The sequence below is a fragment of the Pseudomonas sp. CFBP 13719 genome, assembly GCF_014842095.1.
In the GTDB taxonomy this organism is placed as follows: Bacteria; Pseudomonadota; Gammaproteobacteria; order Pseudomonadales; family Pseudomonadaceae; genus Aquipseudomonas.
Genome location: NZ_JACYVB010000002.1, coordinates 376,509 through 397,137, shown reverse-complemented (window position 1 = coordinate 397,137; position 20,629 = coordinate 376,509). Strand labels below are relative to the sequence as shown.

At 52.6% G+C, this 20,629-nt stretch carries 22 protein-coding genes; 5 read left to right on the top strand and 17 right to left on the bottom strand.

Annotation, left to right across the window (positions count from 1 at the left end):
- Window positions 1-471 precede the first annotated feature (471 nt).
- The gene (locus IFT57_RS07260; RefSeq protein ID WP_192092520.1) at window positions 472-774 is read left to right on the top strand and encodes a hypothetical protein; all 303 of its coding nucleotides are present in this window, start codon (window positions 472-474) and stop codon (window positions 772-774) included.
- On the opposite strand, the gene IFT57_RS07255 is transcribed toward IFT57_RS07260, so the two are convergent.
- The 4 genes from IFT57_RS07255 to IFT57_RS07240 all read right to left on the bottom strand — a co-directional run bounded on the left by IFT57_RS07255 (window position 771) and on the right by IFT57_RS07240 (window position 4,666).
- Window positions 771-1,019, bottom strand: coding sequence for a hypothetical protein (locus IFT57_RS07255; RefSeq protein WP_192092522.1), 249 nt, complete (start codon window positions 1,017-1,019; stop codon window positions 771-773). The two genes, IFT57_RS07260 and IFT57_RS07255, sit on opposite strands and share 4 nt — an antisense overlap.
- Window positions 1,016-1,687 carry a hypothetical protein gene (locus IFT57_RS07250; protein WP_192092524.1) on the bottom strand — a complete coding sequence of 224 codons (672 nt, stop codon included), beginning with the start codon at window positions 1,685-1,687 and terminating at the stop codon, window positions 1,016-1,018. The genes IFT57_RS07255 and IFT57_RS07250 overlap by 4 nt, the downstream gene beginning before the upstream one ends.
- An 88-nt stretch (window positions 1,688-1,775) precedes the next feature.
- On the bottom strand, window positions 1,776-3,137 hold the full coding sequence (locus tag IFT57_RS07245) for a hypothetical protein (RefSeq protein ID WP_192092526.1): 1,362 nt from the start codon (window positions 3,135-3,137) through the stop codon (window positions 1,776-1,778).
- Window positions 3,134-4,666: a hypothetical protein gene (locus IFT57_RS07240; RefSeq protein ID WP_244656710.1), complete on the bottom strand. Its 1,533-nt coding sequence runs from the start codon at window positions 4,664-4,666 to the stop codon at window positions 3,134-3,136. Before IFT57_RS07240 ends, IFT57_RS07245 begins: the two co-directional genes overlap by 4 nt.
- Window positions 4,667-4,752: 86 nt before the next feature.
- Between IFT57_RS07240 and IFT57_RS07235 the strand changes: the two genes are divergently transcribed.
- The 4 genes from IFT57_RS07235 to IFT57_RS07220 all read left to right on the top strand — a co-directional run bounded on the left by IFT57_RS07235 (window position 4,753) and on the right by IFT57_RS07220 (window position 7,641).
- Window positions 4,753-5,166, top strand: coding sequence for a hypothetical protein (locus IFT57_RS07235; RefSeq protein ID WP_192151019.1), 414 nt, complete (start codon window positions 4,753-4,755; stop codon window positions 5,164-5,166).
- A 198-nt stretch (window positions 5,167-5,364) separates the two neighbouring features.
- Window positions 5,365-5,778: a hypothetical protein gene (locus IFT57_RS07230; RefSeq protein WP_192092530.1), complete on the top strand. Its 414-nt coding sequence runs from the start codon at window positions 5,365-5,367 to the stop codon at window positions 5,776-5,778.
- 92 nt (window positions 5,779-5,870) lie between these two features.
- Window positions 5,871-6,311 carry a hypothetical protein gene (locus IFT57_RS07225; RefSeq protein WP_122531143.1) on the top strand — a complete coding sequence of 147 codons (441 nt, stop codon included), beginning with the start codon at window positions 5,871-5,873 and terminating at the stop codon, window positions 6,309-6,311.
- Between the two features lie 88 nt (window positions 6,312-6,399).
- The gene (locus IFT57_RS07220; protein ID WP_192092532.1) at window positions 6,400-7,641 is read left to right on the top strand and encodes a hypothetical protein; all 1,242 of its coding nucleotides are present in this window, start codon (window positions 6,400-6,402) and stop codon (window positions 7,639-7,641) included.
- Window positions 7,642-7,674: 33 nt separating this feature from the next.
- Here the strand turns inward: IFT57_RS07220 and IFT57_RS07215 are convergent, their stop codons facing one another.
- The 13 genes from IFT57_RS07215 to IFT57_RS07155 form a co-directional block, all read right to left on the bottom strand.
- Window positions 7,675-8,190, bottom strand: coding sequence for a DUF4262 domain-containing protein (locus tag IFT57_RS07215; protein ID WP_192092533.1), 516 nt, complete (start codon window positions 8,188-8,190; stop codon window positions 7,675-7,677).
- Window positions 8,191-8,267: 77 nt separating this feature from the next.
- A complete protein-coding gene (locus IFT57_RS07210; protein WP_192092535.1) occupies window positions 8,268-8,519 on the bottom strand; it encodes a hypothetical protein in 252 nt (83 codons plus the stop codon).
- Entirely contained in the window at window positions 8,516-9,526 is a 1,011-nt protein-coding gene (locus IFT57_RS07205; protein ID WP_192092537.1) for a hypothetical protein, read from the bottom strand. Before IFT57_RS07205 ends, IFT57_RS07210 begins: the two co-directional genes overlap by 4 nt.
- 82 nt (window positions 9,527-9,608) lie before the next feature.
- Entirely contained in the window at window positions 9,609-10,340 is a 732-nt protein-coding gene (locus IFT57_RS07200; protein WP_244656711.1) for a fibrinogen-like YCDxxxxGGGW domain-containing protein, read from the bottom strand.
- A gap of 83 nt (window positions 10,341-10,423) precedes the next feature.
- Window positions 10,424-11,536 (bottom strand): hypothetical protein, encoded by a 1,113-nt coding sequence (locus IFT57_RS07195; RefSeq protein ID WP_192092539.1) that lies wholly within the window; start codon window positions 11,534-11,536, stop codon window positions 10,424-10,426.
- Window positions 11,537-11,538: 2 nt separating this feature from the next.
- Window positions 11,539-12,738 (bottom strand): hypothetical protein, encoded by a 1,200-nt coding sequence (locus IFT57_RS07190; protein ID WP_192092541.1) that lies wholly within the window; start codon window positions 12,736-12,738, stop codon window positions 11,539-11,541.
- Window positions 12,735-13,817, bottom strand: coding sequence for a hypothetical protein (locus IFT57_RS07185; RefSeq protein WP_192092543.1), 1,083 nt, complete (start codon window positions 13,815-13,817; stop codon window positions 12,735-12,737). The genes IFT57_RS07190 and IFT57_RS07185 overlap by 4 nt, the downstream gene beginning before the upstream one ends.
- A 52-nt stretch (window positions 13,818-13,869) precedes the next feature.
- Window positions 13,870-14,976, bottom strand: coding sequence for a hypothetical protein (locus IFT57_RS07180; RefSeq protein ID WP_192092545.1), 1,107 nt, complete (start codon window positions 14,974-14,976; stop codon window positions 13,870-13,872).
- Window positions 14,973-15,854: a radical SAM protein gene (locus tag IFT57_RS07175; RefSeq protein ID WP_192092547.1), complete on the bottom strand. Its 882-nt coding sequence runs from the start codon at window positions 15,852-15,854 to the stop codon at window positions 14,973-14,975. The genes IFT57_RS07180 and IFT57_RS07175 overlap by 4 nt, the downstream gene beginning before the upstream one ends.
- Before the next feature lie 4 nt (window positions 15,855-15,858).
- A complete protein-coding gene (locus IFT57_RS07170; RefSeq protein WP_192092549.1) occupies window positions 15,859-17,118 on the bottom strand; it encodes a hypothetical protein in 1,260 nt (419 codons plus the stop codon).
- A 153-nt stretch (window positions 17,119-17,271) separates the two neighbouring features.
- Window positions 17,272-18,414, bottom strand: a complete 1,143-nt coding sequence (locus IFT57_RS07165) for a hypothetical protein (protein WP_192092551.1) — start codon at window positions 18,412-18,414, stop codon at window positions 17,272-17,274.
- Between the two features lie 2 nt (window positions 18,415-18,416).
- Window positions 18,417-19,238 (bottom strand): hypothetical protein, encoded by an 822-nt coding sequence (locus IFT57_RS07160; protein ID WP_122531155.1) that lies wholly within the window; start codon window positions 19,236-19,238, stop codon window positions 18,417-18,419.
- Between the two features lie 40 nt (window positions 19,239-19,278).
- Window positions 19,279-20,628 (bottom strand): hypothetical protein, encoded by a 1,350-nt coding sequence (locus IFT57_RS07155; RefSeq protein WP_122531156.1) that lies wholly within the window; start codon window positions 20,626-20,628, stop codon window positions 19,279-19,281.
- Window position 20,629 lies beyond the last annotated feature (1 nt).

The window sequence follows — 20,629 nt, the reverse complement described above, 5'->3', positions numbered from 1 at the left end:
GGCTAAAGCGTTGAAGGTCAAGCCTTCGACTGATATGCTGAGTGCATCTCAAAGGAATCAATCATGACTCAAATCACGTTTCGCGTAAGCCTTTCCCAGAGCTCGCAGTATTTCTTTCTGGCCGACGATGAGGCCTCTCTGAGGCTGCGGCTTTCTCAAGAGCGGTTCTGGGCACAACACAAATCTGAACATATTAAGGTTGAGCCAGTTCTGGGGGATCGGCCTGGCATCTTGAGCGAGGTCTTGAACACGATGCCTGAGGGGTGGCGTTACAACTGGTGCGAAGCCGGCATGTGTGGATGCATGGGGTGCTGCAATATTTCAGGAAGCCTTCGAAATTTGGGATTCACGAAAGATGATTGGCACGCTTGGTGTCAAGCCAATCCCGACCCGCGCCCCCCGGTAGACCCAGAAGCTATGCGCGAGGCGCTATTTCGTGCCCTCAGCACTAAACACTAGGACGCGATAGCGATGGCGATGGCGAACAAACCTTTGAACAAGATGCTGCTATTGGTGGCCTTGCTCGTCCTTATTTTCTTTGTCCTTGAGCTAGTTTTCGTTGGCGAGATCTTTGGATTGATTGGAAATAACGCGCAAGCTTTGTATGAGCAATCTCCAAGCTCGGCAGTAGGCGGCATGGCAATGGTCTTCACATGGCTGGTATCCATGATGGCCATCGGACTGGTTAACGTCATGGTTCTGGCCGCTTTCGGCATGGCACTGTTGTTGGCAGTGCCCGAGATGGTCGAGGAGAAGGAGACTGCCCCGTCTTAGCAGGTCGGATCCTGAGTGCCAGTTTTAACCTGAATTCGCTCAGCGTCCTGGCGCTCAAGGCGCATGCGCAACAACCGACCCCCTGCGAAACCGAGAGCTGCAATCATTAACGATGGAAGGTGTGGGGTGGGCGTTTCAAATGCCCAGCCCCAAAGCACGCTGAAAAGGGATGAGAGGAAGAACCCCATCCCAATCATGACCGCCAGATCACTTTCCTTGAGAGGGAAGTAGCCCTTGAGTTTCATGGCGTCATGGCGCCTTCTTCCAAGTCGTCCAGCTGGGATACTTTTTCCATACCAAGGAAATGCCGGAGCATTGAACATTGGTCATTGAGCAGGCACTTGGCCAACTCGTAGAAGTCTCGCTGCCGTGGGAAATTTTCACGTGCGGTCTTGGCCATGGGCAAGAACCAGGTATCGACTTCTTCTACGTAGCTCACCTGCTTCTCTGGCTTGAAAACCTTCAGCATGGTCGACAGGTTGTGCAGGCGGTCGATGAGTTTGACAGCAGAAGCCACCGGGCAGGCAGCCATTTCACCAAAGTATTGAGGGTAGGGGACATCCAGGCCGTTGCGCTTCTTGGAAAGAGTCCAGCAGTAAGGGAATGCTACAGCGAAATGCTGCTGCATGTAGGCTTTATGCTCCGGGTAGTCTTCAATGACGTCATGACCCAGCGCCGCCTGATACACCAGGTGTGGATTCTGCAGGTTGCGATGCTGAGTCAGCAGCACGCCGACAATGCTGAGCTGGTGGTAAAACTCTTTGGTAACCCCATCCTTGCGAACACCGGTATGCACTTTGCGGGCAAACTCAAGCATTCTCAAACAATCGTTGTAGCGATCATCTTCCTTGGAAAGAGCCGCGAATTGGGTTCTGACCTGATTCAGAAGCTTGCGATATCCAGTGGTGTTCATGACCCGCTCCTCGGCGCATTGGGGGTGAAATCTAGACATTCATGTTAGCAGAAATTGGCACAAGGCTCATCAATATTTGGTTAAGTCGTCAGAGGCCAAGGTCTTGTTGCATTCTCTGATCTTGGAGCCACTGGTTTTTGCGCCCCTTGACGGCCTCAGGCCAAATCCTGCCAAAAAGACTGGCCTGTTGAGCATTACTGATCAAATCCAGGGCTTGCGACACCTTGTCCATGTTGCGGGTGCCATTGAAGAGCTTGTCCAGATAATCCTTGATTTGCCCGCAGGTCTTTTCAGGTGTCTTGAGCAAGTGAACGGGAAGGTTGCCAAATTGAACCAGTGAGTGCGCCATCGTTCCGTGCCCGGTCTTGAACAATGGGCCGCTCCCCGTCATCGCCGAAACGTACTCAGCCATGATGCCAAGATTCTGGGCGCTTTTTGGCTGTTTCAGCATATTGAGAACAATGCTGAGGGTGGCCTGATACTTTAACGGATCAGCTCGCATCTGTTGAACAAAACCGTTCTCTGGTACAAAAAAGATCCTGTGAAATTCCTTGATGCCCATGGTAATCCACTCATTGTCACTCAACCCTTCCTTGGTAGATTTGAGGGAGTCGAGCCTGCCGTAAAGCTGTTTGTAGACTTTGTCCAGTGCATCGGCAAAGGCAGGGTCGTCGAGCTGGCGAGGGTCTTTGCAAGAGAGAAAGCCATCCAGGCTGATGAGGTAGTCCCTGTTCTTGATACCCATCGAAGGGTTCGCCATTTTCTCCAGCGCAGCCGGGTAGGCCCAGGCATGCTTACCACCAGGGCCGCTTTTGAGCAAATGGTGAGTGATGGTGTTCTCGACCGGATTGTTGCCAAATTTGAGCCAGACCGATTTACGGTACCAGTTCGATGAAATGGCATAGTTTGTCCAGGCGTCGTGGAACAGGCAGCCATTGGGTGTCTTCAGGCAATCTTTAAGCCGCTCTGCCGTTATTCGCAGGGAGGCCTGGCGACAGCCCAGTAGTCTCTGCAGGTAGATGTCCTTGCGCGGGTCAGTCAAGACGTCGTTTGTACGGTAAACGTCAATGTCGCGGAACAGGTAGGTGTCGATGTGTTCCAAGGGATCCTTGGCGACGTAATTGTTGAACAGCTTCTCTGACAACGGGCGCAGCAGACCAACCTGATTGTTCAGGATCGCCGGCATGATCAATAAGGCCAGGGCTTGCTGAGGGATATGGCCCAAGGTTTCTATCTCATCATCCCAGGACAGACCCAGATAGCGGGCCTGAATGTCAGGATGCGCCATAGCTTGGGTCAGTGCGTCTGTAATGGCTTTGTAGTCAAAATGCTCGCGCAACTGCACCAGATCAACCAGTGCTTCTACTGGTTGGCGGAGCAATTGAAGCACAGTGCCGACTTGATCAGCTTCAAAGGTCAAAGAGATGCCCGTTTTCTTGTTCTTTTTCACAATCCCAACTCCCGTGCAAATAGATCGTCCGCGTCTTCAATTCTGAATTTTTTCATCAATGCTGGTGAATCAGCAGGACACAGACCATTACTCTCAAGATCTTCCAATGTGATCACAGCCTTTTCATCCAGCTGCGCAATGATCGCTTTTCGCGCATGGGCACAGCCTGAAACGATGAACTGTAGAAGGCCTGCGTCAATGCTGTAGCGATCACTCTCCGGGGTCTGGTAGATCCTCAAGGCTGCATACGAGAGCCCCTCAGGACTGTAGCGCCTCAGGCAGTCCCTAAACTGCATCATCTGAGTGCCTACAGTGCGAATCGCCCCCAGGGTCAGCTCAGTGCGCTGGAGCAGCTGGTCAACGACCGGGTGGTATCCGCGATCATCCGAGAGGACGTTCTTGAAGTGATGGTGATCGGCTTCGAGCATTTTGACGATTGGGACGGTCAGCTCATCTCCATAGTGGGTGGTATAGAATTTGTAGGACTGGGAGAAGGGTACCGATTCATACCCGCCCATACCTGTAAGGGTGCCCTCAAGCTGTGGAATACCGGAGATTTTTGGTCGATACCAGTGCCTATTTCCCAGTTGGGCGCGCTCAAGCAGCTGAGGATCGATCGATAGAAGCAGAAACTCGATGGACTCAACCGCCAAGGCCGGGTCAAAGCCATTCAGTTGCGCCCAGGCATGAGTCTTGACCTGGATACTTTCCCGGATAACCTCAAGGGGTTCGCCAGAGATCATCAAGAAAAAACCGGGATTGATGATGGTGCCAACCAGGAGATTCTGGGCTATTTCAACGCGGGCGTCTTCACAAGCACCGCCGTCCTTGGAAATGAGTGCACTCAGCTTGTTGAGTTCACGCCTGTAGCTGGCGGACTGCTCTTGACTCGCAGGGTTCAGCAGGATGTCCAGCGAAGCCGGTGATAGCATTTGTTGTTCCCGCTCTCGGTATTTGCCGTAAATACCGCTGTAGAGAGACTGCAAGTGAAGCTCCGCTACCGCTCGACGTGGCGTAATAAACGGACTCGACAGTGGAATCTCTTCCTTGAAATAGCCTTCAATCGTCTTGTCGGCTTCCAGCAGGTTAGCCAGGATCAGCTCGAACGCTTTGACGTGAGCCAGTCTTGGTGAGTGCCGATTGAACCAGGTGGCTATAGAAGGCAGGCCGTAATAGAACACTTGGCCGATGATGTCTTCAGCAGTGACTGTGTCTCGATCTACCGAGTTAACAAATGAACTCAGATGATTGCCGTCCATGCAGTAGGCATGAATGAAGTCGATGTCCTTAGCGTAGAAGCCCCGATCATCGACCTCAAAGAACGGATATTGCTCTGAATCCTGGCCATTGAGGTGAAGGTAGTCCTCCCATTCATCGGAACGCACAAAACTGCCAAGCGAAGGGAAAGCCTCAGGGCTCAAACCCGAAGAAACCAGATGGCGGTTGATTGCAAGACAGATCTTCGCCGCTCGATCGCGCTGGTCGGGATCCATCTGCAACTCGATTGCGGGGGCGAAAAGGGATTTCATGAGGCGTCCGGCAGATCCTGCGGGTGGTCTATGTGATTGATCCAGTATACGATGGGATGTGTTTGATTAACGAGTACAAGTGCATCATGGACAAGCTGGAAGCCCCTTTTTCACATCCCATTGCCAATGCCCTGAACCAGTCCCAGGTTGGCGTCAGCAAGGGAATGGTCGTTCACCCTTACACCTGCGCCAATCGAGGCGATGGATTTCATGGAGACGAGGGTGGAGATACTGGCGTTTTGATTGCGACAGTGTCAGGTTGGGTTTGCCCCCACTGCGAATACACTCAACTCTGGGCCCACCCAATCATGGTGGCTGGCTTGCCAACAGGACTTCCGGATTGGTTGCAAAAAAGCCGTGACGACGCGGTTCCGGAGATGGTGGACAACCGTTTACGGGCCTACAAAAATCTCCAAGTCACTCGCCCCGGTGCACCTGGCGTCAAAGAGATGATCGCCGCCCTTGAGGCCCGCTACAACGAGATCCACCAATCCGCTTGAGTTCGTGTGTATTTAGCTCTATATTGTCCGTGTATTTCAAATCCGCATGGACAATATGGATCCTTATTTATTGGGCCTAACCTACGCTCTGACGTTCTGGTTTGGCTGTACGACTCTCATGATGCGCATCTTTTGGATACGCGACAAATCAACCTCCTTCAAGGCTAAGTGCCTTGGATGCTTTCTGGTGCTGATTGTATGGCCCTACTTGCTAAAGAAAATGTCGACCGGCTCTGCCACTGGTTCAAGCTAAGACGCCTGGCTTTTCGTTTTGATGGCAAAACCAAGTTCATCTGCCTCATGGGTTTTGTGTTGCCCGGCATGATGTCGGTGGGGTCGCTCTGGCTGACGGTTCTGTCGGTTGTGATCGGCCTTTCAGTGCTAGCAGTTGTCCCCATCCTGACAGGTCGCCAGACACTCAATCTGATCAAGCACAGGTTCGGCGAGGATGTCGCACAGGAGGCGTACTCCCACTGTGAGCTCTCGCGGTACATGTCCAACAAGACGTTCACTGTGGGCGACATCCAGAAAGAGCTGGCCAAGCGTTATGAGCTACAAAGGCTCAACGAAGCCGATGAGGCTCAGCCCGATGATGCGACCATCAACCCCTGATTCCTCAAGCTGTCAATTTATCGCTTATTGATGTTGACAATCCATTTCAAGATGCCAATAATCGCCCCCAACATTCACTGAGGGCGTCTCCCATGACAACTGCACAATCCGTTCTGGTCAATGGCGTAGAGCACGCCTTTTTCGAAAAATTGATGATCCAGGGCATGAACGGGTCTCCGGCCAAGAATGACAAGCAAGAATACGTCGATCCAGTAGTTCGAGCGCTGTTCGTAGGCTTTGTCTGGGGCCACATTTCAGGATTCTCGCAAGGCGCCCATGCTTGCCGAGAAGTCTTCGACGACAATTTCAAGAAAGCCGCTGCCAAGGCGATCTTCAGTCCGGCAGAAGTCGGTACCTCTGCAGGCCTTAACGCTGTCGACTCTCTGCTCGAAGCCACTTTGGCGGACATCCAGGCGATGATCACTCCGACTGCGGGCAACGAAGCTGCGCTGCAAATTTCTCAGTTCGAGCATCTGATGGCCAAAGTCCTGCAAGTGCAGTCAGAGGCGGTAAGCCAGAAACTTGCATCCTGATTTAAGCACAATTGAAAATCGCCCCTGATCATGGGGCGATTCCATTTCTGCAACAAGGCTGCTCATCAATCTCGCGAAGGGTTGATCCATGTTTGCAAATCACAGCGCCGGCTTTATCCTATCCTGGATAAACAAGGGCATGCAGATTCAAAAGGAGGAGGGTGGTTCACCCCATTTCCTTAGCGCTGAAAACCACCTGGTCACCGGTTTTGTGGCTGATCAATGCGCTCAAGGGAAGGTTCTCGCTTGTGATTTGCCTGCAGAAACCGCCCAATCCCTCAGCGTGTGGATCGAATCGATCCTGAATGATTCCTCTTTTCTCGACCCCATTACCCTGGGCGCTTTCAAATTGCTGGCAGCGGGCGATGGGGAGGACAAGCTCGTACGCATTGATGGTGGCTGCTCTCTTGCTGAGATCGCGTACGACGCTACAGGGCTTATCAAAGCTGTTCAGGTTGAGATTGCCCAGGGATTGCTTATAGGTGGCAGAGACAGGCTCTGGCGAGCTCAGGTGGGCGACTGCACACTAAGTCTCAACCAGGCTCACCAGATACCTCAAATGCTTCAGAGCGCTATCCTGTTGGCGGTATACGGCCATCGAAAGGGTGTTGAGGGGTTTGATCAGAGAGAGGTCGTTCTTCCCGAAGGGGCTGCTGCAGTCGTTGAGGTTGGTCTTTACGGATCATTGAAAATTGTATGGGCTGAAGCAATGCTGGGTCACTCCATCCGTGAAGATGGATACATGGAGGTCTTTGATGCTTTGGAAGGTCTTGCTCCGGGCCGCTATGTCTGCACTGCGACCCAGCAGTGGGAAAATCATGAGTTGCTTTCAGAACCTTATCTGCTTTCAGAGGTGACGGGCTACAGGCTGGTTATGAAAGATCAGATGAGTATCCATCAGGCAGGGGCTGTCGATTGGGTTGCGGCTACGCCTGGTGACGAGCCTGACCTTTCCGAGCTTGAGGAAGAAGCTCTAGTCCATGTGCGCTTGCACAGTGGTGATGTCCTGCACCCTATGGCACTCCACGAAATCAACTGGGGAGCGATCGGTCTGGGGACTGTTGCCCAGTACAAGCTGAGTAAGTCGTCTGGGGTCGCTGAACTTGTGCTTTATCGCAGGCTTCAAGAGATTTTCCAGCAGTTGCAGTCTTCCCGGCCATTCCTGACGCTCGTGTCGAGGTACACGCGCAGCGAGGACTGGGTGATTGAAGTAGAGGACAAGTCTCCTCGTGCTCAAAGCAGCCCCCTCAGCCTTGTCTGCAGCCATGTTGATAACCGAGTCTGCCACTCAATGGCGATTCAGGCACTTCTAGCTTTCGCCCAGGATTGAAAAAGGGCCTTGCGGCCCATTTTCCTCAAAACCCTAAAGATCGAAACTATCGGGTTCACCACCTGGGGCCTTGTTCTGCTCTGCGGTAGGGTTGCGATCGAGGCACACGTAGGGCTGAATCTCCTTGAATTTCTCTTCGTAACCCACCTGATGCGGGTACACACCGTTCGTGTCGGGCCACAACAGCTGTTTGAATACAGGTTTTTTGTCGGTGCCCAAGTAGTATTGATGGCACTGGACGGTGTATTGAGCGGCCTGAGTATCATCGGCGCTGTGGACGAGCAGAGGAACTGATAGCAGCTCATCGATTGAGTCTTCCTCGCCTGTCATTGATCCAGCCTTGATCTGGGCATGGATCTGGTTGAAGACCATCCCGGCAAGGTTGTGGGGCAGGCCAAACATCAGCAATTCGGGCTGACCGATATCAGTCATGCCGATGGTATAGGCAAAGCTGGGCCCAGGATGCTCTTGGGTTGGGAAAACGAATTGAATGGCCAGGCCGTGTTCGTTGACGTTGTCCTGGATCATGCGTTGAATAGGATTGGGCATCGTGTATGACCTTGTAGGTTAGAGTGTATTTGAAGCTGAGACCCTCAGTTTACCAAGGGCGCTACCGAGCGGTACAGTCACCCTATTGTTGAGAAATATTGCCCTCTGTCTTTGATCAAGGCGCGAAAGGCCTTATCAGTCAGAGGCCGGCTCGTTTTGATGACAAACTCGGCATCGTTAAGACCGCCAACAAGCTCAAGGTGATTCTTTTCAAGGTGCCAGGACAGGTCGTGGCGCTTGGCTGGCCCAAACGCTTTAACGGTCAGATAAATAGCCAACAGAAAAATTACGTAGTGGCTTATCAGGCTGATGCGATCGGCGTAGCTCATGACAGCACCTTGAACAGGGATGATCTTGGTGTACTGGCGGTAGGTACGACCTGACTCAATACGTCGAGGAACTCCTTGCCGCTGATGCCCCCGCGCTCGATCAGAGCATCTCGAAGCATGATCAGAACCTCCTCATTTTCCAGCAACATCTCGCGCACGATCTGTTTCTGGCTCTCCTTCAAATCGTAGATTACCTTGGCATTGTACTCTTCGTGCCAGGGGGCTTTGATTTCATGGAAATAGACCATGCTGTCATGCCCGGAAAGGTAAAGATCCGCCAGACTCTGCCAGTTGCGATAATCACTGCTGCCGCCAAGGCTGACTTCTCCGAGCACCAAGCGCTCTGCTTCTACACCCGCCAGGCAAAAAAGCATGTTCCACTCGACAAATATTTTGTTGCTGATCTGGTGATCCCAGGAAACCCCGGTGCAATGCCCCAATGATCCGGCGTCTGTCGCTGTTTTTCGCATGACCAGCTCAGAGCTTTCGGGGAGTTCCTTGTGCAACCCTAAGAGGACTGCGTGGCCAGCCTCATGAACGGCGATGGTGCGCTTGTCCATCGTTGTTACGTTTGCCGATTCACCCTTGGTAGCAACTTTTCCTGTCAAAGTAACAGCGGTATGGGTCAACCGGTTAGACAGACTCACCACCAGGGTGAGAAGCATATTCGTGATCCCCAGGGCCACGAGGCAAAGCACTGCAGTCTGTTGGTTCTGCTGGATGTACTCTGAGATTTGGCTAACAGTCTGAGGATTGTCTTGGGCCCAACTGTAAGCAAACGCGGCTGTTACTGTGCCGACGACCAGGTTGATAGGAAGCCAGAGGTCATGTTTGTTACTTGATATCCATCGAAAATAGACCGCACAAAGCGGTACCAGGAAAATCCCTGCAATCAACCGCTGCTCAAGATTGGGAAGCTCCAGAATCTTGATGGCGAATATCAAAGGTACAAAGACGGCCAGCAATGCGCAGATGGCCGTTGTGAAACCATTTTTCCAGCTTTCCATGATGCATTCCCTGTGGCAGATAGCTCTGTCTTGATGGAATGCAATATACCAATTAACCGTCGATATGGGTAGTCGACAACCGCTACCTGACCCAGATCTGAAGATTGATTCGGGTGCCTGCAGCGCCTGCCCCCGAATAGGCCGGGTTCAGTCCATTGCCCGCGCCCCAACCGTAGCTCGGATTTTGCTGAGTCGAGGTGTAGATGTAAAAACCAGTGTTGGGCACTATGTCATGGATACCGGACAAGCCGCTAATTGTTCCGCCATCCCCCTTTGCGCTGCTGGCCAGCCACGATTCGCTGGAGTAGCTGATCGTGCAGTCACCTGAAGCTGAGGCGGTATGCTGATAGACGCACGAGCCTTTCCAGTATCGAGTGTTGACATAGCCGGTGGAGTTAACCTTGTAGGCGCTTTTGGGAATGGCATTGATCTCGGCGTCCCCCATCTTGAATGTGGAGGCGAGGTTTGGGTTCGGCGCGGCAGGCCAGTTGTACATCCCGCTGGACGACGACCATCCGCCGACTTGATCAGAAGCCCCTCGGCCAATCAGTGTCCATCCTCCACCGTCAGTGCCCATGTCGCAGAAAGCTTGGACTTGATTTCCCGAGAGGGTGAGTTCATAGATGCCGCTTGGACTGGCAGGCTCCTTGGTCTTGATCTTCAGACAAGAGTCGAACTTGGGTGGCCCAGCAGGCGCTGTGTGTCCAGACAGTGCAATGGGTGCCATTGTGCGCACGATGTTGTCGGCCACTGCGTAGGGGGTGGCCAGAGTAGCCACCGCGAGTAAAAGCCCAAATTGCCTTAGAAAGTGCATCACAATGCCTCAACGTTAGTTTAGACATATATTGTTCAACAGCTTTTCTTTTGGCAACCCGTCTGCATGGCTTCTTTCTTCAGTTAGAGGCCCAGATCTGCACCGATGGATGCCTCTCGGTACCGGTCAACTGTGAGCGCCAGGGGCTTGAGTTTGGGTATCTCGAAAAAGTCCCGGCCCTCAGTGGGGTACAAGCGCCCGTATTCACCCAGGAGTAACCTGGCATTTGTCATGTTGAAGCCTTCTTCCGCGTGTAGCTTCTGAATCATCAGCTTAGCGGCAGCTTTGTTGCCCTGGTCAGCGAGGCTAAGGCCTGGAATTTCAAGATGGGTATCAGGGGTCAGCAAAAGGTAGGCAAAATAAGCCTGCGCCCAGCCAGGGGAAGGGTTCTGCGCGATCTTTTGCATTACCGGGTCGACATCAATGCCCAATGCCTTCATGCCCAGAAGCTGGCGCTCATTCAAGGTTCTGCAGCGGGGGAAAACCGTAGTCGCCAAATTGCCGGCAAGCTCCGGGTATCCGCACTTGGCCAGGCCCATGGCGGACTCGATGTTGGGCCACGCAATCTGGAATTCCAGCCGGCTGTTGATCAAATAGGACTCAACCAGGCTGTGGAGTTTAGGGCTCACAGAAAATGGGGCGTTGGCAGACATCACGCCCTCAAAGGTACAGCACAGGGTCACTCTGAAGTCTGCCTTGCCCATGATCATGGGATCGTGCTGACTGATTTCTTCAAGCAGGACGAGGAAGTCATCGACCGAGTTTTTCAGGCCCTGTTTGGCCATTTCGCGTACAACTGAGACAGCATCGTTTTTAAGGGTGAATGCCGATCGCACCTGCATGTGAGCTGCGTAGGAGCGAATCGCAGCCTGCATAATCTCATCCTGCGACCCTGTGAAGAAATTCAGGCCTGACAGGGTGTGAATTGGGAAGTGCTCGGCGATGGCCTGCATGATCGCCGGGTCACGGGGATCTTCCATCAGAGTGGACTCGGAGGAATCTCGATAAAACCGATCAATGCTGTCCATGCCGCCCAAGTAGGCGCCGATCTGGCCATCCGTCCGCAACCGCTCAAGGCAGGTAGCCACGCTCATCACGCGATCCAGCACTACATCCACATCTTCCGGAGTCCTGTGGTAGGCGTGGTCGAATCTGCCAAATAAGCCCTGAAGCTCTTTCACTGCTGCAATGCTCATGTTCAAAGCCCCAAATCCATCATGAAGTTTTTGTCCCTGACCGCCGCGATTTCAAGAAAATCACGAGGCAGCCCGGCTTCAATTAGCCGATTGGGCATCTGCTCGTCAGTTTGAACGAGCTCACTGATGTAGTGTAGCGCTGCAGCACGTGGAGAATCTCCCTTCTCGCACAATTGCTCCAGCAGTTTTATAAATATACCCATCTGAAGGTTTGGGCCAGGAACACTGGAAGGGGCTCCCGGCTTGCGCTTGAGGCCATTGATGGTCGGAGTGCACACCTCATGAAGCTCGATCAGCTCTCCACGCATCATCAACAAGCGAAATGCTTCCAGCCATTGGCTCCCCGTCGAGGAATAGCTCATGTGCGCCAGAAGCTCATCACGGGAAATGACGACTCCCAGACGGTCAAGGTCTGTGTAGAGCTGTGCTTCTGGGTTGCGTTCTTTTGCAAAGGTATATTCGCCCCAGGGATGGAATATTCCATCCAGCCCTGCATTCTTGAGTGCGCTCAGAAGCCTCACAGGCGCAACAGGGGCGGCGCTCAGGCCGAACCGGCTCTGGTGTATGCAATGCAGCAGATCGCTTTGATTGTGGGTCATGAAGGACTTAAGGCCAGCTCCTGGCAAAACATTGGTAAAATCCATGCCGTCAATGATCGGAGCTAAGACTATATTGGCGTAATCTCGCGTCCATTGCTTGTTCTCGTAGGTAAGATTGCGCCACTGATCCAGTGCAAACTGAGCCGCCTCATACCTTTGCCACTGAAGGGTTGTTCCCACCACATGTGCATATTTATCGATCAACTCTGGGTCAGATTTGCGCGGCAATCCCTTGACGAACCACAAGGCATCCTTTTCGCTATAATAGCGCGTATTCTTAAGAAAGAACTCTAAAGGGGGCGTGGCCAAATCAGTTGTTCTTCGAATCCAAACCTCTGGCTTCATCATGTGATACGTGTTTTCGTCGATGAAATCCCACAAGAGACTGATGGCTTTCTCAACATAGGAAAGCCCATAGGAATAGGCCTCATCAATAAGTCCCGCTATCATCGGCAGGTAGGCATCAAAATTATCGAAGGGGACGCAGTCCCAATTTTTCTCCTCCCCTGTGATCATTGGAGGCGGCATGATTTCGTCATGAATCTCCCCCAGCAAGCTTTCCAATTCATGGATAACTGATAGCGCTTCGGACATCTGTTTCATAATCCCAGGTCTGCACCAAAATTATTGTCTCGGAAAAGCGTATTTACCATGAAATGGCGTCTGAATTCGGAGCGCTTGAGGATTTTCAACCCATCCTCCAGGACGTCCTCATTTTCAAGGTTAGTCAGGAGGACATCCAGAATTTGGCCCATATGTTCTGGAATTGGATCAATGTTTTGCTCTTTCAAGAAATACATGGCCTGTACAAGTGCACTCGTAGCTTCAGTGTCCTGCCCCCCCATTGCCAAGGGCTGAGGGGAGTCAGCAAAAGCAAGATGGTAGCTTATTACGGCTTGCAGCGAAGACTCACTCCAGCCGGGGGATTTCCAATTGCCGGCCCATACCTGCTGTAGACGTTCAGGTGGCATGACTACACCTAGTTTAGTGCGCATGTCGTACAAATCTGAACGGTTGGGGCTTTGATCACTATGAGTAACGACAAGCATGGCCAACTTTTGAAGATGGTCATCGAAAAGTTTGATCCCGCGATGAAGCGCGATGGATTTAAAGTTTTCGACGCCACCCTGACTCAGTGCGATGATCCTGTCCTGATTGCGCGCCACCCAATTCTGATAAATTTCCTGGTGATCGCCAAGACGCCCAAAGAGCTCGTTGACAATGGTATGTTGCAAGTCTGGCTTGTCGCAGGGTTTATCCAATAGCGAAGTTGCGAACCGATTGAAAATCTCATAGTCGCCACTGGCGAGCCAGAACATGGCCAAGCCCATATCTCTGACGTGACCCTCTACACTGGGCGGCTTGTGCTTAATCAGGTTGTCGCACACCGCTTCGTTTACCAGCGGCTCGTCGTGGGCATCAATGATTCTGAATGCCGTCCGATTGTCGACACCCACTCGGGCCAGAAAGGCGCTGAGCGCATCTGCACCCAGGTTTTTTTGTTCGCGAACCAGAGTAAGAATTTTGGTATACGCAGAGGACTGGCTTGCAAAATCACCGGCCATCAAACGGGCTACCAGGGCTTCCTGGAAGTCATCGATGTGCTGGTTAACGGCAGGACAATCATTGGCCTGAAGAGCATCCAGGATGTCGTCCACAATTTCGAAGGGCGTCTTGAGCATAATCAAAATCCGCTGCAGAAGTTACAGCCTAAAAAGGTAGTTTTTGACATTTTCAGATGCCCAGGTCGGCGCCAAATGAGTGGTCGCGGTATTGCGAGCTGGACATCAGTTGCCGGTGAAACCTGGACTCGGAGAACAATTCCATGATTTCTCGGCGGCAGGCTTGGTCTTGAGTGTCGCCAATGATTTTATCAACCAGGTAGTTAACCCTATCTGGCGCAGGCACCACATGGCGCTCATCAAGAAACTTAAGCGAGTTGATCAGCGCATGTGCCTGATTCAGTTCCTGACCGCCTATAGCAGACGGAGAGGGGGAGTCATCGAACGCGAGGTGATAGGTCATGAGCGCCGCCAGCACTCCAATTTCATCCCACCCCATCTGCGTGCCCACGCCAGCCCATTCCTTTGCGAGGCGCGCATCAGTCGGGATGACGTCGAGCAGAGTTCTGGTGTGATAGAGGTCGGCAAACTTGGGGCTTTGGAAGCTTTTCTCGGCGATCAACTTGGCCAACTTGAGAACGTGATTCTGAGCCAGTGAGACGGCCACCTCCAGCGGGCGACTGCCAAAGCCTGAAAGATCGCTACCCCCCATGGCAATGATTCTGTCCTGATTGCGCGCAAGCCAGGTGTAGAGGGCATCTGCATTGTCTTGATTGCCGTTTTGCAGTGGCAACGTCATCGCTTCAAGGATTTCATATTGCAGCGAAAGGTCACGAGGGCGTTGCTCAATCAGATGCGTTGCAAAACGGTCGAAGATATCGTGGTCGCCACTGTTCAGCCAATAACAGGCGAGCAAGAAACTACTGACCTTGCAGCCGGGCGGGCGCTCTGGGCAAAAATGCATGAGGTTGTGGCATACCGCACGATTCAAGCCGCCCGAATCATGCTTGCTGATGATGTCATACGCGCTTTGGTTGCCGATTGACAAGCGATTGAGCAATCCCCGCAGTGCCTCAACACCCAAGTCTTGCTCAAGTGCAAGGGCTTCTCGCAGTCTGGCCATGGCAACACCCTGCTGCTCAAGATCCCCAGCCATCACCCGTTCAACCAGTGACTCTTGAAAATCATCCAGATGGGCTTGTAGCGCAGGGCAATCGTTACACTTGAGGTCGGCGACAATCAGCTCAACGATGTCAGTAGGTCGGGCGACACGGCTCATGCCTGCGGCCCCACAAACATGCCGCAGCTAGCCTTTACGTCCATTCCGACCTTTGAAACGACCTTCATCGCTGGCGCTTTGATCAGCGAGCTCAGCAGGTCGGCGTTTCGAATCACCACGCTCTCGTCAGGCTCTTTGCCATAACGGTGATCGTAGGGGTTGTAGCGCACAATGTTGAGGCTGACCTTGAGATCCAGGGCATTTACAGCATCGGCGATCAGGTGCATATCCTCTTCGGAGTCGTTCTGGCCTTCGATGAACGCGAAGTGGATCTTGGGCACCTTGCCACTGAATTCCTGCCACTCCTTGAGCATCTCCAGACCACGCTCAGCAGAATGCGCCTTGGCCAACCAGCGGCGCCGAAACTCGGGCTTCATGCTGTAGATGGAATAGTAGATCTCCGGATGCACCTCTGGGAACATCTCGGGCAGGCTCAAGTTATCCAATGCCTTGGGGAAGATCGATGAGATCAGAAACTTGGTTTCAAGTTCTCGTTGATCAGCAAGGCCTCGCAACGCATTTAGAAGGGTGGCGCTGTCATATCGCACTAGCGGATTATTCAGTGGCTCGCCTCTGGCCATAAAATTGTAGTGAACAAGCTTCGCGGGCTTCTGACTGTCGTAGTAATCAAGCACAAGCTTTGCTTGTTCTAAAAAATCTTCCAGGGTCGCGTTATCTAACTTCACCTGGCCAGTAGTCGTAAGATGACAAAATCGGCAACTTTGGTCACAACCTGACTGGCTGGACAGATAGGTAATGAAGTAGTCCTCTTGGCGCCGCACGAACCTGGCCTCAAGGGTGCCTACGGTTTTCGAGGGGTAGGTAAAGTTGACCGACTGATCGATCTGACTTTTGAGAATAGTGACGGGTCTGTTCATGGTGTCAGAGTCCTAAGTCAGCCGCGAAGCTGTGATCATGCCAGTAGGGCAGGGTTTTTACGATGTGAGAGATTTCTGGAATTCTTTCGAGCTTTTGCAACTGGCCTGGATGCTGACCCAGGTACTCACACAGCAAAGCCTTGAAGTTTTTCATGTTCAAGGTCTGGCGCTCCGCGCTGTACCAACTGCTGTACTGGTTCCTGATCATGCCGGCGAATACGTGCATGTCATCGGCGACGAATTCGATCTGATCGGCAACGACAGGGGTGTTGTTGACCAGATAGTATGACATTAGGGCATACCGGTACCCATCGCTCTCAGGATCTTTGGCGAGGATCTTATGAGCGAAGGACACGGCCACCTTTGCAACATCAAGATGGGTATGTTGCTCTAGACCTGTCAGCAGCTGCTTGTACTGCCGTGGGCAGCAATTATGATCCAACGCCAATTGGATGAGCGGCTCAACCTCCTCACGCATACCAGAACCTGCAGCATTGAGCATCACTTCGTAAAACGTATCGGTTTGATACTCAAACAGGTGTTTGACATCAGCCGCTTGTGATTGAGACAGAAGGGCTGCCAAGGAGGCCTTCAGCTCTGGGCCAACCTTTTCAATTGGTTGATGGAAGCAGCTCATGAACAGCTGGGCTCTCGACTGAGAATCGATCGACTCGGGAGCAACCTTCAATAGCTCGTTGACGCCTGACACCAGGTCATTGAGCAATTGCTGCCTGCCGGAACTGGCAAGGTTGCTGATGACCTCTTCCAAAGCCGAGCCTTTGTTTTGAGCGTCAGTGTAATAATCGCTGTCATAACGGTCTTGACGTCGAAGGTCGTAGGAAAACAAGCCCATCTCTTGATTCAGAATTCGATCAACCAGGTATCGGTCAAACACGGGATCGATCCCGATGAGGTTCTTGGTCTCCCAGCCAAGGTCGACTCTCAGGGAGTCAACCACGCGGATAGCCAGGGTGGCATAGTCTTCAGCCAATGCGTTCTGTGAAGCAGATCCGTCAATGTCCAAGTCACGTTTGGGCCATTGACCCACGTACCAGCGAACCAGTGACTTGCCTTCCTCACCGGCAATGCTGCGAGCTAACTCAGGCAGAGCCTCTGCAGTCGCGCACAAGTCGCAGAGCATTGGATGGATCGTCTCGAAATCACCCCGATCGAAACGCTTTCCGTCACAGGCCATCTGCTCCAACAGGTTAATGAGGGAGATGTAATCTTGCCGAAAACGATGCCGCGCCTGGATGTCAGACATAAAAAAATTCCGTAGAAGCGATTTACCCTAGTATTGCTTGCAGAGCAGGTCATTAGCAAATTTTTAGTAGCTAGGCTTGATCGGTTTTCCCCTTGCATCGAAGAGTCACTGCCAAGGGCAAGCCACCTTGGCGGGGCAAATCATTATCCCAGGCTATAATCCCAGATCTTGGCCAAAGAAAAGGTCAGATCGCTCCATGCCAAAACTGGTCTTCATGACTGCCTGCTTACCAAAATGCTCGGCCAGCACGTACAACCCTTCTTCAGCCATCGGGTGATCGCGCAGGCTTTCCGTGGTGGCTCCCAGGACTTCCATCAAGCGTGCATCACTCACTGAGCCACCTTTGTATTTCACGATCTCCACCGCATGATTGAGGCCCTTCACGCCCCAGTCATATTTCTTGCTGTAGCCTTTCGCCAAGCCAGCGGCAAGGTCTTTGAGATCAAAGAGCTTGTTTTCCAAGGCCAGGCAAAAAATGAAGGTTGCATGTTGGTAGCCGGTCTGGAACCACTGAGTAATATCTTTCTCGTTGAGGGTCAGCTTGATGTCTCGGATCGGCGCATAATCCTGATACGTCCCGGTGTGATGCAGCGAATACCACATCTTGCGCTGCAGGGTCGGAGTACCCAGCCGCGAGATCACGTTGATGGTGCGCGTATCAAGCACCTTGCCATCTGTGTCCGCGTGTATTTTCCAGGATTCAAGGATGCCGGCCTCCCAATGCTTAAGGAAATGGCTGACCGTGGGCTCGTCATCCAGGGCGTAAAGCACAGGCACAATTTGATCAAACCCCTTGTAGTCCAACTCGCGTATGAAGGGCAGATTGAATTGGATCAGATGGGTCAGCAGCTGCGGATCCTTCTCCTTGAGGTGGTTGAACAGCCAAGTGCCGTTATCGGCGTAATGGGGCTTGAGCAATTGCAGTACTTCAAGCGGCCTATTTCGGAAGTGCTCAAGGATCTCTCCCTGAAGGGCAGGGTAATGCTCAAAGACCAAGCGCAGGACGCCGGGGAGGAAGGTAGTCGCACGCATACAGGCCCTAAGAATGCCTTCAGGCATGAGGCGTCCGTTCTTGATGCCCGTGTGCAAGGCTCGGCTGCAGGCACCTCGTATTCTGTCGGGCCCAAGCTCTCCTTCCTGAAGCAAGTCAAACCGACCGTCTTGCGCCAGAACGCTTCGGTAAAGCTGGTAGGTACCCAGGAAAGATTCAACCGAACGCTCATCCCCCGCCTTGATGGAATCGACCAGGTGATCCAAGGTGAGCTTCATGTCCCGCTGTTCTTCCAGGTGATTCATGATCAAAGCCCCAGGTCTTGCCCGAGAAGGCGGTCTTTCTCAGCAGAGGAATGCGCAAACACGCCCACCGGGACATCGAGCTCCCTGAAGAAGGACGTCAGCTCTGCCTTGAAGGCTGGCTCAAAGTCTTTCGGGGAATTTAGGCTTCTGGTGAATTTCCAAACGGTATCGACGGCGTATTTGACTTGGGTTGGTTTCAATCCTTCATGCTGTACTGCAATGGCCTTGATCAGTGCTCTGGCGAAATGGTTGCGATCCTTGTTCATGCCCACAGCCAAATAGCGTTTGAACTGGGTACCTGTCACGCCCGTTTCGAGTGCTACGCCCGCAGCAAACTCAAGGAAGTTAAGGGTGTATCCCTGGTTGATTTCAGACATCCCCACTCGCGCCAGCTTGCGACGCGGGCCAACTGGGAGTGACTCAAGGTCTTCGAAAAGGCCGCTGTCATAGACAGTACGCAGCTGGCAATGCTCGGCGAGATGGGTGACTAACTCGGGGATGTCCAGATCGTTAAGGGCGACCAGCCAGTATGGATCTACAAAGTTGGGCTTGCACAAGCCCCTGATGGCAGCCTTGTGTTGGCTGAACAATCGCTGAGATTCAGCTGAGCCAAGCTCGGTCAGCTGATGCGTATAGAGCTGAAAATCGGCGGCAACAGTCTTCTGGGCAACCGCCACATACGGGGCATCACTTTTGTCATCCAGAACCATCCTGAAAAGGTTGGCCAGATCGGCAGCAAAGCGCTGCCTGACACCATGGTGGGTTTTGGTGGGGTTTTCAGAGCAGTGCGCCTGCGCCAACTCACTGAGGTATGCCTGGTACATGACTTGATCCGTTTTATTTTAAGCTTACCCATGGAGCAGCCTACAAACCTAGGTCGGCACCCATGCGCTGATCCCGAAGGTTAGGACAGGCCTGCAGCACTTCCATGGTAATCGCCTGGATAAAATTCTCTCGCTGTTTCTGATCCCATTTCTCGGCGCAGTACTTAAACCAGGTACCGAAGAATTTGGGGGGAATGGGGTAACCATCCTTGAGTCCTGCGAGCAGCCCCATACCAGCAACAAAAGGCAGCTTGCGGCTCGAAGCGCTGAGGCTGCGCTTGAACGAGGCCTCAAAGGGGTCAAAATTGATTCTGACTCGATGTGATTTGGAAATCTTCAAGATCTGAGAAAAACGCCCCATGTCTTCGTGCACATCGATCGCGATTTCGTTAAGGGCGCTACTCACCCATGGCTTGGGCAAAGGGTAGCCTGCCTCCCTGTAGTCCTGTAAGAACTGCGCAAAGAGTTTCGATGGATCTTTTCCCGCACCGTGTCTGACGTCTGCCCTAGCAATATCGTAGATCCGCTCAGTCTTGAGTTTGGATGCCCACTCGCTGTCCTTGATATCCTTTAGCACGCCAATCAGTTTCGAATGGCAAAAGGTTTTCTCCTCTGAGATGTAGCGCTCGATGGGGTAGGGCGTCAGATACAGGTAGCAGGCCCAGTCATCAACGTAATTGGTCGGATTCTTCTCGTAGTCCAAAGCTTTTCCCTGAATGCGCTCAAGATTGATCAGATCGATGCCGGTAGCATTCTCTACGTTGCGGTTGGCCATTTTCAGGCCAAATTCGCATACGCCCTTGTTGTACCAGCCGATGCCCTCTCCAGGGAAACTGTTCACCGTGATGCCACCCTGACAATCAAGCGCCAGCAGTTTTTGTTCGTTTCTGGCTACCCAGCTAGCCATCACATCATCCTTGCGCTCAAGGGTGAATTCAGTAGCGATAGCTATCAGATCGAGCCCTGCACCCTTGACGTTGCCTTCCTGAATAATGCCCTCCAGGATCGAGATTACGGCCTCATGCTGATCCGCCCACGCCATATCCTTGATCACGTTTTCCATGGCGGAGGGTTCAAATCGCCACGTTCGATTGGCAACTAGATTGCTAATGACCGCGTCAAAGACCTCCTGATCCTCTCTGAGCTTAGGCACCACATTCTCAAGCACTTGCGCAGAGAGGGGAAATTGAAGGCTGCAAGCGAGTAGGGGCTCGCGATGTGGCATACCGGTCAGGTATTCATCGATGTGCGAGAAGAGATGGTTGACCATCAGAAAATCTCTCGCTTTGGCCAACTCATCGATCTGGTCGGACACTTGCTCTGCCAGACTCAGCGCCTCATCGCGCTGCTGGCTTTCAAATAAACGGTCAATCAGTTTGTAGATGCTCAAA

Excerpts from the sequence above, each read along its gene's own strand:
- IFT57_RS07185 (WP_192092543.1), bottom strand. The coding sequence starts at position 13,817 with ATGCTCAAGACGCCCTTCGAAATTGTGGACGACATCCTGGATGCTCTT.
- IFT57_RS07255 (WP_192092522.1), bottom strand. The coding sequence starts at position 1,019 with ATGAAACTCAAGGGCTACTTCCCTCTCAAGGAAAGTGATCTGGCGGTC.
- IFT57_RS07180 (WP_192092545.1), bottom strand. The coding sequence starts at position 14,976 with ATGAGCCGTGTCGCCCGACCTACTGACATCGTTGAGCTGATTGTCGCC.
- IFT57_RS07190 (WP_192092541.1), bottom strand. The coding sequence starts at position 12,738 with ATGAAACAGATGTCCGAAGCGCTATCAGTTATCCATGAATTGGAAAGC.
- IFT57_RS07170 (WP_192092549.1), bottom strand. The coding sequence starts at position 17,118 with ATGTCTGACATCCAGGCGCGGCATCGTTTTCGGCAAGATTACATCTCC.
- IFT57_RS07160 (WP_122531155.1), bottom strand. The coding sequence starts at position 19,238 with ATGTACCAGGCATACCTCAGTGAGTTGGCGCAGGCGCACTGCTCTGAA.
- IFT57_RS07235 (WP_192151019.1), top strand. The coding sequence starts at position 4,753 with ATGGACAAGCTGGAAGCCCCTTTTTCACATCCCATTGCCAATGCCCTG.
- IFT57_RS07210 (WP_192092535.1), bottom strand. The coding sequence starts at position 8,519 with ATGAGCTACGCCGATCGCATCAGCCTGATAAGCCACTACGTAATTTTT.
- IFT57_RS07175 (WP_192092547.1), bottom strand. The coding sequence starts at position 15,854 with ATGAACAGACCCGTCACTATTCTCAAAAGTCAGATCGATCAGTCGGTC.
- IFT57_RS07195 (WP_192092539.1), bottom strand. The coding sequence starts at position 11,536 with ATGAGCATTGCAGCAGTGAAAGAGCTTCAGGGCTTATTTGGCAGATTC.
- IFT57_RS07220 (WP_192092532.1), top strand. The coding sequence starts at position 6,400 with ATGTTTGCAAATCACAGCGCCGGCTTTATCCTATCCTGGATAAACAAG.
- IFT57_RS07165 (WP_192092551.1), bottom strand. The coding sequence starts at position 18,414 with ATGAATCACCTGGAAGAACAGCGGGACATGAAGCTCACCTTGGATCAC.
- IFT57_RS07225 (WP_122531143.1), top strand. The coding sequence starts at position 5,871 with ATGACAACTGCACAATCCGTTCTGGTCAATGGCGTAGAGCACGCCTTT.
- IFT57_RS07250 (WP_192092524.1), bottom strand. The coding sequence starts at position 1,687 with ATGAACACCACTGGATATCGCAAGCTTCTGAATCAGGTCAGAACCCAA.
- IFT57_RS07230 (WP_192092530.1), top strand. The coding sequence starts at position 5,365 with ATGGCCCTACTTGCTAAAGAAAATGTCGACCGGCTCTGCCACTGGTTC.
- IFT57_RS07260 (WP_192092520.1), top strand. The coding sequence starts at position 472 with ATGGCGATGGCGAACAAACCTTTGAACAAGATGCTGCTATTGGTGGCC.
- IFT57_RS07200 (WP_244656711.1), bottom strand. The coding sequence starts at position 10,340 with ATGCACTTTCTAAGGCAATTTGGGCTTTTACTCGCGGTGGCTACTCTG.
- IFT57_RS07240 (WP_244656710.1), bottom strand. The coding sequence starts at position 4,666 with ATGAAATCCCTTTTCGCCCCCGCAATCGAGTTGCAGATGGATCCCGAC.
- IFT57_RS07205 (WP_192092537.1), bottom strand. The coding sequence starts at position 9,526 with ATGGAAAGCTGGAAAAATGGTTTCACAACGGCCATCTGCGCATTGCTG.
- IFT57_RS07215 (WP_192092533.1), bottom strand. The coding sequence starts at position 8,190 with ATGCCCAATCCTATTCAACGCATGATCCAGGACAACGTCAACGAACAC.